The following is an 11,912-nucleotide window of genomic DNA, read 5'->3' as shown; positions in this document are numbered from 1 at the left end:
GCTTACGCTGATGAAGGGTGATAAGGGAGTCGATGTTGCGGAAATAGTCTCCGATTTTCTGTTGCTCTGATACACAAGGGAGCGTTATCGGAGTTTCTTCAAGTTGAGTAATTGTATAATGTGCGATTGTTCCAACATGAGAGACACTATTAAGATAATCTGAAAAAGCAGGTGAAAAGAAGAACGTATAAATAAAATACGGAACTAATTTCTCATTGTTTTTTACCCATAATAAGTCAGCATCTTTTGTATATAAAGGCTCGTTATTTGGCACTATATAAGGCTTTCCAACAGAACCACCGCCAGTTACAAGTATATCTCCCTTTTCTAATTTACCGGATACGGCTGACAGTTTTTCATATAGTTCTTCTGAGATAAATGCCTTTTCATTTTCTGTTCCATTTAATGCAGCCATAACATCACTTGACCTATAAAATGGTACTCCGCTTGACTGCCATTCTTCTTTATGAACTCTTGAAGCAGACCTAATTTCAGTCAATTCCGAGAACTTACGCTGTTCCCAAGCGTCAGCTAATAAGCACGGCTATAAAAACACTTAAAAATATATATTTAGGAGGAAACTATGAATAAACAGCAACTTGCAAACAAAATATGGGAGTAAGCAAATAAAATGCGCTCCAAAATTGAGGCGAATGAGTACAAGGACTATATTCTTGGCTTTATTTTTTATAAATTTCTTTCCGATAAGGAAGTTGAGTATCTGAAAAAGAATGACTGGGAAGATGCAGATCTGTCCGAACTCGTTGAGGAAGATACCGACATTGTCGAACAGTGCAAGAAGAATATAGGCTATTTTATTTCATATGAAAATCTTTTTTCAACTTGGCTGAAAAAAGGCAAAGATTTCGATGTTTCCAACATTACAGATGCATTATCGGCGTTTGACCGTCTGATTGACAGCACTCACAGAAAAGTTTTTGACAAGATTTTTGATACTTTGCAGACCGGACTTTCTAAACTAGGTGAGACAAGCGGTGCAAGAACAAAGGCAATCAGTGACTTGCTTGGACTGATAAAGGATATCCCGATGGATGAAAGACAGGGATATGACGTGCTTGGTTTCATCTATGAGTATCTGATTTCCAATTTTGCAGCGAACGCAGGAAAAAAGGCAGGCGAATTCTATACTCCGCACGAGGTGTCGCTGCTTATGTCCGAAATCGTTGCAAATCACCTTAAAAGCAAGGAAAATATTGCTATATATGACCCAACCTCCGGTTCAGGCTCACTCCTTATAAATATTGGACGCAGTGCCGCAAAATATATGGATAGCGAGCAGGTTCAGTATTATGCGCAGGAGTTGAAAGAGAATACATACAACTTGACAAGAATGAATCTCGTAATGCGCGGAATTACACCGGCAAACATCTTTACAAGAAATGCGGACACCCTTGAAGATGACTGGCCGATTGATTTGGACAGCTATCCGCCTGTACTGCGTGTTGACGCCGTTGTTTCAAATCCGCCATACTCTCAGCCGTGGAATCCCGAAGGAAAGGACTCCGATCCTAGATATAGTGAATACGGTCTTGCACCAAAGAGCAAGGCGGACTATGCGTTTTTACTGCATGATTTGTATCATATCAAACCCGATGGAATTATGACAATTGTTCTGCCACATGGCGTTCTGTTCCGTGGCGGTGAGTAAGGTGAAATCCGTAAGAACCTTATCGAGAAGAACCAGATCGACACAATTATCGGACTCCCTGCAAATATATTCTTTGGAACGGGTATACCGACAATCATTATGGTTCTGAAGCAACAGCGTGGCGACTGCAACGACGTTCTGATTATTGACGCATCAAAAGGCTTTGAAAAGATTGGAAAGAACAACAAACTGCGTTCATCTGATATTAAGCGTATTGTTGATACCGTAAGTGCACGCAAGAATGTGGACAAGTTTTCAAGGACTGTCAGCCGTGAAGAAATCAGAAAAAATGATTATAACCTGAACATCCCACGTTATGTGGATTCTTCCGAGAATGCTGAAAGCTGGGATATTTATGCGTCTATGTTCGGTGGAATTCCTGCCAAAGAGCTTGATGGACTTTCGACTTATTGGAATGCTTTTCCGAACCTGAGAAGTGCGCTGTTTGGTGATAACGGTGCGGAGTATGTCCACTTTTCTGTAGAGGACATAAAAAAGGCTGTACACGAACATTCCGATGTAACCGGCTTTGCAAGCTTGTTTGAAACAGCTTTTGCAGATCTTGATACTTATCTTTATGATGAACTGATCGGCTGTGACCAGACCGCAATTAACACATCTAAGGAAGAAAGCACTCTTTCTGACAATATTTTTGCAAGACTTGCTGACATTCCTCTAGTGGACGTTTATGAGGCTTACCAGATACTTGATAACGAGTGGAGCAGAATCGCAATTGACCTTGAAATCATTCAGACAGAGGGATTTGGTGCTGCAAGACAGGTCGATCCCAATATGGTTATCAAGAGGAAAGACAATAAAGAAATCGAAGTTCAGGAAGGCTGGATAGGACACGTTATTCCGTTCGGTCTTGTTCAGTCTGCGTATTTTTTCGATGAACTTTCAAAGCTGAATGAATATGAAACAAGGCTCTCCAAAATTGCATCCGAATATGAGAAACTGCTTGACGGACTTAGCGAAGAGGACAAGTCAAGGGCTTTCGTAAATGATGACAAAACTGCTTTTGTTGCGGCGGAGGTTAAAAAGTCAATAAAGGTGAGAGATGTTGAAGACGAGATCATTGCTGTACTCAAGAAATATACCGATCTTGCCAAAGAGGAAAAGACTTTGAAAAAGCAAATCAAGGAAGACAATGCGGCTTTGATTATAAAAACAAAGGCGGCGATCGAACAGCTGACCGACGAGCAGATCAGAGAATTCCTGAAAGCAAAATGGATCACCCCTGTTGTGACCGAGCTTTTTAAGCTACCCGTTAATATTGTAAACGAGTTGATTTCAAAGCTTGAGGTGCTTTCCAAGAAATATGAAACCACTTTTGAAGAGGTTGACGAAGAAATCAAAGAGACCGAAAAATCACTTTGTACAATGATTGACGATTTAGTCGGCAACGATTTTGATATGCAAGGTCTGGCAGAACTGAAAAAACTGCTGGGAGGTGTGTAAAATGACGAAAAAATCGAACGTTCCAGCAATAAGATTCAAGGATTTCACTGATACTTGGGAACAGCGTAAGTTGGGCGAGATTTCAGAATCATTTGAATATGGTCTAAACGCTGCCGCCACTGAATATGACGGCAAGCATAAATATATACGAATTACAGACATAGATGATTCGACACATCTATTCTTGCAAGATGATCTCACATCACCCGACATAGACTTTTCAACCGCAGATGATTATTTACTGCAAGAGGGCGATGTTCTATTTGCAAGAACCGGAGCGAGTGTAGGAAAAACCTATATTTATCGCCGTTCTGACGGTGATTTGTATTTTGCAGGCTTCCTTATCCGAGCAAAAATCAAAAGCGATTATGATGCGGATTTTGTGTTTCAGAATACTTTGACAGACAGTTATGATAGCTATATTCGTATCACTTCTCAGCGTTCCGGACAGCCTGGTGTCAATGCTCAGGAGTATGCTAATTTTGCATTATCTGTTCCAAGTCTTGCTGAACAGAAGAAAATCGGAGCTTATTTCTCTCATCTCGACTCCCTTATCACCCTTCATCAGCGTAAGCTTGAAAAAGTCATTTTTGCATTCATTTCATTGTAGCATACTTTTCATATTTTTTCAATATATGTTTACATTTTTTAACGTAAATGTAACACACACCTGCCTTTAACAGTGGCTAAAACGCCAGTTGAACAGTAAAATGATTCTAATTTATCACTTCTCCCCAAATCCACCACTCAATTTTCATCACATCTGCCACTACCATTCCACGAATAATTGTGATATACCGTACTTCCAAACCAATCACGGAGGTATCAAAAATGAACTATATAAAAGACCTTTACTACGGCAATTTAGGCTTTTCGACGCAAAAATTCGGGACAATTCGCAGTATGCCAAGCTGATGAAAACCGAGGCTGATCTGTATGACCAGATAATCAAAATTCTCGGAGATGAAAACGGTGAACTGCTCAAAAAGATATGTGACACCCAGTTTTAGCTTAACGATGTAATGTCCGTGGATAACTACTCAGCCGGATTCCGTGACGGCGAAAAGCTGATGATTGACGTGCTCCTCGGCAAGAATGAAAATCTGAGTAAGGTGTAGCTCTCCGTCAAAATCTGCCGTACAAAGCTTACATTCTCGCAAGTGCCGTAAAACCCGCACTTTATGAGTAATACCACGCCTCAAAAAAAGCATACAATAGCGTACAAGCGTACTACAGCCACTCCGTTGTAATATGCTTGTTTGTTTTGTGTTATGCAAATGTAATGCGAGCCGAAACCTCGCAAAACGCTGAGAATACTGGGCAAATAGCTCTTTGTAATGCGGTAATACGGAGCAAAAATGGAGTACGCATACTACCTGAATTCCCATTCTGGAAACTCGATAGAACATAGGTCAGTCAATATACTCTTTCAACTTTTTCAGAGCCGACTTAACGCCCTTTTCCACCGTGCCGGCGTTAACGCAGAACTCCTCCCCAATTTGTTCAAAGGTCTGCGGAGCGCACCCGATGCCAAAATACATTCGGATATATTCCGCTTGCCGATGACTTAGAATGTCGTCCAGACTGTCCGCCAACAGCATGGCAAAAGCCTGATTTTCCTGCTCCAGCATTAGATCTTCGGGATTCAGACAATCGGACCTAAGCTTATCTTCAAGCTTGTCATCCTGCATACCCTCACCACTTTCAAGCATTGATTGGTACTCATCAATGCTTGTTTTCTCTTTTGTGCTTAAAATCAGCAACTCCTCGGATTTGTCCGCTGATATTTTGAGTATTTGACTTACGATTTCAATAAGTTCGGATGTGTTGCTTTCGGCATTGGCTGAAACGATTTTCCTCACCTTTCCTATCTGCTTGTTCAAATAAGGCGAAATACTCACCGTATCGAGAATAAAGCGGAGTTCTTCGAGCATTTTCAACTTAACACCCTTACAGGCATATGTCCAAAAAGGCACACCGCTGTTCTCGTCAAAGGTCTTCGACTGCTCAATCAGTGAAATGTAGCCGACCTTCTGCAAGTCCTCAAAAGCCTCAAATGCAAGATTGTATGATTTTGCAAGAGAATGTGCAAGTGCGTATACGTTGCGGTAATTATCCTGAATCAGCTGTTCATTTGTGTTCTTGGTCATTGTTCTTCCCCGATATTTAATGTCTTGTAAAGCGTGTGCTTTTCAAAAAGCTCTTCGAGCGTTTTGTACGTTATCAGATTTCCATTCTCGTCACTTTTGCCCCGAATTGCCTTGTCACGCATGGTTTCAAGGTAGTGCAGAATTTTGTCGTAATCCGCATCCGAAATACTTCCTCGGAATTTCTGCTGATAATATTTGTTCCTCGCCTTGTGGTAGGTCTGGATAATCGGATTGTTCTCAGCCTTTTCCTTGTGCTTGTTTTTCGCGCCAGTCTGACGGCAGGTTCTGTTGGGATTTTCGGGAGACTTTTCATTGCAGTAAAACGTCTTGTAGCTGTCAGTCGCAAGGAAAAAACGTCCGCAGTGGTGACAGCGAAAAGGCGCTCTGCCGTGCTGCATTCCTCTGAAAAAATCGTATTGAATAACGCTTTGCGCATTATGAAATTCGCAGGTATCAACCACCCATGTCTTGTCTTTATCATCGGGATCAATCATTCCCGAAACGCCGATATTTACGTCCATGGTTTCACGAACTCTTGCCTTTTCATAGTACGGCACGCTCGCCATCAGCTCACTCGAAAGTGTGGAATATTCGTTAAACGCACCCCACGCAATCGCATAGTTGCTTTCGTCACGTTTCTTAAGCCGTGTAAAATATTCATCTGACATTTCGGCTATGCAGCAGGCGATTATGTAAAGCCCAATCCCGTACCCCGAAAACAACTTTTTGTACCTCTCATACTCCGCAAACTCCTCCGACGTCATATCATACAGCCTGCCGTAGAAAGCCTTGCTCTTCATTATTTCGGCACGCTGTTTTTCTTTTTTCAGGTCAATATTCACATAGCAGTACGGTGGTAAAGTCACCGCAATTTGTTCGATTTCGATTATGCGGTCAACAAATTCCGTCATAGTCTGCTCGTTTTTCATCGCCATATTATTATCTGCAAACCCCGCAAAAGAGACGGTTAAGTCATAAATCTTTTTCATATCCTCAGCTTTCATATTCAGCAGAGCCGTTGTGATTTCGCCAACCTTCAAAGCTATTTTTGTTGTGAAAATTCTATTCTTGTGAATAAGAAAATAGAAATTAAAAAAGCTGTCGTCGGGCATATCGTAATTCGGATTGTTTGAAATTGCATTGTTCATGTCAAGTACCCCTCAAAAGTGTATCTATAGGTCAGCTCTAAAATCCTATGCCGCAGATGTGCGGTGGAGGTTTTTAGCGGTGACCTGTATTTATTATATCACACTTTTTCAGATTTGTGGTAACTTTTATTGTACAATTGATATAAGCATTTGAAACCATGTAGTGAATGGATTTTTTGCCTGTAATGCGATTTGATAAATTAGAAAAAATTCGCCTAATTAATATACAGAGCGAATGATTGACGGAATCTTGAAAATTGAATAATCGGTAACCGAATACGTTATTTCTGACGGAGGGGTGATGAACTGTTCCAGCTGCTGAAGATGTACGCCATGACTTTTGTATTTCAAAACGAGCGACAAATACAATCTTCAACCTGCATCTAGCAACTGCAGTTGGCGATGAAAATCAGAAACGGATACTTACGTTTCAGCTTGCTGACATTGCACGTTCTCGAGCGTGATACCAACCGTCGCAAGCAATAGGAACGCTGCTCTATGAGCCTGATAAGCTGTCGGGCGTTCGGCTAATGTTTGAAAGCGCAGGACACACCACAACAACTACATAAATTAAAAAAGGAGTGATGCCAATGTCAGAAATCATGACAGAAGGAAAAAAAGCAAAACTGATTGATGAAACAGTCTACAATTATCCCTACGTTGTTAAAAGCAATTGCCTTTATGAAATGGTTCAGGTGAAAGATCAGGTCGTTCCAATGAAACTTGCAGACTTTGTTCCCACACTTATTTCGGAAATCACCAGAGATGACGGCACAGAGCAAAAGAAAATGTTCAAGGTCGGTGCGGTTCACAAGTCGGGAATTAAACTGTCGGAGCAGATTGTTTCCGCAGACGAAATGCAAAACATGAAATGGCTCTTAAACCGCTGGGGTGCATTGGGTGCTGCACAGCCTAAGCAAAACGTGCTAAGTAAAATCTGCCACGCAATTATGTTAACGAAAGGTGAGGTGAAATTTGAAACTATGTATCTCCAAACTGGTTGGAAGAAGATAAACGGTGAGTATGTGTTCCTGATGCCGACGCAGAACAGTCCGTTTACCGTTGAACTGCAGGGCAAGCTGAAAAACTATTCTTTCACTGAAAAGGGTTCGCAGGAGGACTTGATTTACTTGTCTGCAATGCTTGAAAACAGTTTTGCACCGCAGTGTGTTATGCTACCGCTGCTGGCGGTAACGTTTCTGTGTCCGCTCAATCACTTTCTGAAAAGTGCAGGCTGTGAGCCAAAGTTTGTGACTGCGCTGATTGGTAAGACGGGTAGTCGTAAATCCACACTTGCAGCGCTGTTCCTTTCGTTCTTCGGAAAGTTTTCAGCAAGCGACCTACCGATGTCATTCCACGACACAGCGAATAGCATTTTGAGCAACATATACTATTTAAAAGACGTGTTGACTTGCATTGACGATTTTCATCCGAGCGGAATGTTTCACGAACAGGAGATGAAAAGCATTGCGCAGAATATTTCGCGATACTACGGTGATAGAATTGGTCGTGCGCGACTAAATTCAAAAGCGGAGTTACAATCTTCAAAACCGCCTACAGGCAATGCAATTATCACAGCGGAGTACACTCCTGAAATTTCCGTGTCGGGTTCGGCGAGATACTTCAATATTGAACTTAATGAAAACGATGTTCAGCTTGATGACCTGTCAGAATATCAGCAGTTAGCAAATGACGGAGTGCTGTGTGGGATTATGCAAAGCTACATTGAGTGGATTAAAAATGTGTATCTTGATGATGAAAGTGCTTTTGTAAAAACACTCGAAGATGTGTTTTTGAAATACCGCAAGTTTTATCTGGACAGGCTGTGTGCAAACAGAATTAAGTTTCACAACCGCACACCCGACATGCTTGCACACTTGAAAATCGGGTTTGCATTTCTGCTTGTGTTTCTTAAATCGAAAAATCAAATCAACAAGTCGGAGCTTGATAAATTTGAAAAGGTGTTCGACGAGATCGTTTTGAAAGCTGTGTCTGCAAACGCAGAAATCATCGAGCTTGAAAATCCGACCACTCGCTTCTGTGAGAAGCTGAAAAGTCTGCTGGACAGCGGCAGGTGCTATGTAGAAACAAAAGGGCTTGACTCCACGCCCCGTCAGAGAAACTGCATCGGCTTGCAGGACGATGAGCACTACTACCTGTTCGCAGACACAACACACTCCGAGGTGCGAAAGCTGTGCGCCGAGCAGGGCGAGCATTTTTCTATTAGCAAAAATGAGCTACTCCGTCAGCTTCGTAAAGAGGGCTTGCTGCTGTCAAGGACAAGCCGCAACACGGTCTCGGTCAGGGATAACTCCAACACAGTAGTGAATGTGGCGATGCTGAATAAGCTAAAGATGGAAGAACGGCTATCGGGCGATTTGTACCGCCCCACAGCCGAGGTCGGATAGTTTAACCAACGAGCCAACAAAACGCCGCTGTGAGCGATTTGTCGGCGTTTGTGAGCGAGGTACAGCAAGATATTTTTTGCAGAAGGAAGATGAGAAAAATGGAGTAAAATCGGCTGTCGGCATATTGCACGGGCCGGGTAAATTCCAAGCGGTTATGACGTAGAGGAATAAGATTGCAGGTTAAAGCGGCGGGGTCGCCGCATTCACAGCGGACGGCAAAGCCGACCGCAATTGCGAGCTTTTGGGCAAGGTCTTGTGCAGTATTTTAGGGGGTTGTGGTTTTGGGGTGTGTTACCATAAGAGGGCAACGCTGCGAAATCACGACCGAAATATCAGCGAAAGAACAAAGTCGAACAGTATTAAGGAGGCGTTTCCATGGCGAACAAAGAAAAACAAGCGGTGTGGCTCTACCCGGAAGTAAAAGAACTGCTGACCACTCATATGGCGGCAGCAAATGCAAAGTCGCAGAGCGATTTTATTGAAAAAGCGATAAGGTTTTATGCAGGATATCTTGATTGTAATTCGGAGAATATGACAGAGTATCTCGGTGAAACGGTATCAGCTGTCATTGACGGGATCGTAAAAGGCAGTGAGCAGCGTATCAGCAGAGCATTGTTCAAGCTGGCGGTGCAGTCTGCAATACAGTCGCACATACTTGCGGCGGTGACAGATGTCGATGAAACCGATGTCGGTAAGCTGTACGGAATGTGTACTGAAGATGTGCGCAGGACAAACGGCATTATTGATTTCAGAAATGCCTACAAATATCAGAAGGAGGATTGACCTTGGATAAAATCAGAACAGGGATTTATGTGTCCGGTGATGTGCTTGCAGAGTGTGATGATTATTGTACAAAGCAGGACATCAGCCGCTCGGAACTGATAGAGCAGGCACTGAAATTGTTTCTTGCGACAAGAACTATCTATACCAAGAGTAATGTTCTTGTGCCGGAGCTTGCGGAGTGCATTGCTCAGGCAAGCGATGAAGGCATAACAAAAATATCAAAAGGCTTGTTCAGATATGCAGTCGAGGTTGAAATGCTGATAGCTATTCTCGCAGGCGTCTTTGAGGTTAGCAAGAACGAGTTGAAGGACATCAGGCGCGAGGCGGTCAACAATGTCAGACGCACAAGAGGGAAAATCAATCTTGATGATCTGATAACAAGAAACTTTGATGAGGGTATAGCCGATGATGAATAATCTGAACAAGCATCGATAGAGTAACGGAACGTGACGAGGTCTCCGATGAGTGGACGAATCCTTACCTCATATTAAGTTGTGTAACAAAACGTTGCTGTATGTCAGCTTTACTGACATGAGAACACGTAATATATTTCCGACATACCAAGGGTACAACATTTCACTGTACCCTTGAAAACACTATGAAAGGACAGCTGTAAAAATGAACATCACACATACCATAAGCAGAATTACCAAAACAACAAGGAGAGCGATAATACAATGGCAGAAAACAAAAACGAAACAAAGATCACCATGCTTACGATCAAGGAGGCGGCTGCTCTTGTAAACGGCATGACCGAGTACAGAGTACGTCAGATGTGCATCAACGATCAAATTCCGCACATAATGGCCGGCAGAAAGTATCTCATTAACAAAGATATTTTTCTGAACTATCTCCGTGGAAAAACATCGTAAGAAATTAGCTCATAGGAAAGATACAAGTATACGGCGGCGCATTTCTCTGGACTTTTCCACCGAGATGTGGTAAAATGTTGTCGGTAGAAATGCGCCATGGTTTTGAAACGGAGGTTTTAATATATATGGCGACTATTAGAAAGCGTCCCAATGGGACTTACGAAATAAAGGTATCATGCGGCTACGGCGTAGACGGTAAGCAGCGCAACCAGTACAAGAGCTACAAACCTGAGCCTGGTATGACACCTCGGCAGATCGAAAAGGAGGTGCAGCGTCAAGCAATACTTTTCGAGGAGGACTGCAAGCGAGGACAGATAACTGCGGCAGTCAAGTTTGAGACATTTGCCGAACAGTGGTTTGAAGAATATGCAAAGGTCAATCTGCGTTCCACATCATATTCGAGAATGAAACAACTCACCAAACGCATATACCCAGCACTTGGTCATAAAAGACTTGACAAAATAACGAGTCGAGATATTCAGAAATTTGTGACTGACTTGCTTATCAACGGCAAGAACATGAACAACGGAAAGCCGCTGTCACGCAAAACAGCGGTGCATCATCTCAGCCTTATCAGCGATGTGTTCAGCTACGCTATCCGTATGGGAATGCTGACTGACAACCCTTGCAGACGGGTGGTTGTTCCAAAATCCGAGCAAGAGGAAAAGCAGATATATACGCTGGACGAGGTAAAAACACTCTACGAACATTTAAGGGACGAGCCTATGAAATACCAGGTGTACCTTCTGCTTTCGATATACAGCGGCTTCAGGCGCAGCGAAATGCTGGGATTGGAATGGAAAGATATCGACTTTGAGAACAGCCTGATCCATGTCCGCAGAACATCTCAGTATACAAAGGAAAAGGGCATATACACCGACACCACCAAGACGCGAAAGTCCAAGCGTGTGTCAAAGTTTCCACCGTCTATAATGAATCTGCTAAAGCAGTTCAAGACAGAGCAGGACAAGGAAGCGAAACAGCTCGGTACAAAATGGGAGGACCACGACAGGCTGTTCACCAAATGGAACGGCGCACCTATGAATCCGCAGACTCCCTTTGAGTGGCTTCAGGGCTACTGCGAGCGCATCGGAATACCGTTTCGAAATATTCACTCTCTACGTCACCTCCATGCCTCGCTATTGATTTTTGAGGGTGTGGACGTTGTAGCGGTGTCCGCAGATATGGGACATAGCGTTGTTGGAACGACCTTAAATTTATATTCCCATATGTTCCAAGAGGCGAGAGCACGCAACTGCGATGCGATAAGCAACGCTCTAAGCTTCACGAACGAGGTTAAAGCGAAAGAAGAAAAGCACTCCGAGGACAGCACAGAGGGCACCTACGAAGATGAGGACGAGCAGGAAGAAGAACAGTTCGGACAAGTTTTCGGGGCATAAAAATAACCGCAGGGCACAAGC

At 43.0% G+C, this 11,912-nt stretch carries 9 protein-coding genes and 1 pseudogene; 7 read left to right on the top strand and 3 right to left on the bottom strand.

What is annotated here, in order from left to right:
• Positions 1 to 499: restriction endonuclease subunit S (locus AB5627_RS11530; protein ID WP_368369848.1), on the bottom strand; the 499-nt coding region annotated here is incomplete at its 3' end.
• Between the two features lie 132 nt (positions 500 to 631).
• On the opposite strand from AB5627_RS11530, the pseudogene AB5627_RS11525 reads away from it, so the two are divergent.
• Together AB5627_RS11525 and AB5627_RS11520 are read left to right on the top strand one after the other, a co-directional pair.
• Positions 632 to 3,130, top strand: a pseudogene (locus AB5627_RS11525) (type I restriction-modification system subunit M).
• A 1-nt stretch (position 3,131) separates the two neighbouring features.
• The gene (locus tag AB5627_RS11520) at positions 3,132 to 3,740 is read left to right on the top strand and encodes a restriction endonuclease subunit S (RefSeq protein WP_256321780.1); all 609 of its coding nucleotides are present in this window, start codon (positions 3,132 to 3,134) and stop codon (positions 3,738 to 3,740) included.
• Positions 3,741 to 4,542: 802 nt separating this feature from the next.
• Here AB5627_RS11520 and AB5627_RS11515 read toward each other — a convergent pair.
• Both AB5627_RS11515 and AB5627_RS11510 read right to left on the bottom strand, forming a co-directional pair.
• Positions 4,543 to 5,280, bottom strand: coding sequence for a sigma-70 family RNA polymerase sigma factor (locus AB5627_RS11515; protein WP_022286572.1), 738 nt, complete (start codon positions 5,278 to 5,280; stop codon positions 4,543 to 4,545).
• A complete protein-coding gene (locus tag AB5627_RS11510; RefSeq protein ID WP_022286571.1) occupies positions 5,277 to 6,428 on the bottom strand; it encodes a DUF6076 domain-containing protein in 1,152 nt (383 codons plus the stop codon). Before AB5627_RS11510 ends, AB5627_RS11515 begins: the two co-directional genes overlap by 4 nt.
• A 590-nt stretch (positions 6,429 to 7,018) precedes the next feature.
• On the opposite strand from AB5627_RS11510, the gene AB5627_RS11505 reads away from it, so the two are divergent.
• The 5 genes from AB5627_RS11505 (at position 7,019) to AB5627_RS11485 (ending at position 11,891) form a co-directional block, all read left to right on the top strand.
• Positions 7,019 to 8,836 (top strand): DUF927 domain-containing protein, encoded by a 1,818-nt coding sequence (locus AB5627_RS11505; RefSeq protein ID WP_022286570.1) that lies wholly within the window; start codon positions 7,019 to 7,021, stop codon positions 8,834 to 8,836.
• Positions 8,837 to 9,211: 375 nt separating this feature from the next.
• Complete coding sequence (locus AB5627_RS11500) at positions 9,212 to 9,619, top strand: hypothetical protein (protein WP_022286569.1); 408 nt, start codon at positions 9,212 to 9,214, stop codon at positions 9,617 to 9,619.
• 2 nt (positions 9,620 to 9,621) lie between these two features.
• On the top strand, positions 9,622 to 10,035 hold the full coding sequence (locus tag AB5627_RS11495; RefSeq protein WP_117924401.1) for a hypothetical protein: 414 nt from the start codon (positions 9,622 to 9,624) through the stop codon (positions 10,033 to 10,035).
• A gap of 261 nt (positions 10,036 to 10,296) precedes the next feature.
• Positions 10,297 to 10,491 (top strand): helix-turn-helix domain-containing protein, encoded by a 195-nt coding sequence (locus AB5627_RS11490; protein ID WP_022286567.1) that lies wholly within the window; start codon positions 10,297 to 10,299, stop codon positions 10,489 to 10,491.
• A gap of 125 nt (positions 10,492 to 10,616) precedes the next feature.
• On the top strand, positions 10,617 to 11,891 hold the full coding sequence (locus tag AB5627_RS11485) for a tyrosine recombinase XerC (RefSeq protein ID WP_022286566.1): 1,275 nt from the start codon (positions 10,617 to 10,619) through the stop codon (positions 11,889 to 11,891).
• Positions 11,892 to 11,912: the final 21 nt, after the last annotated feature.

Source organism: Ruminococcus sp. RTP21198st1_G1_RTP21198_201120 (genome assembly GCF_040924265.1).
GTDB lineage: Bacteria > Bacillota > Clostridia > Oscillospirales > Ruminococcaceae > Hominimerdicola > Hominimerdicola aceti.
Note: the sequence above shows the minus strand (reverse complement) of the source record. Positions and strands in the feature narration are given on the sequence as shown.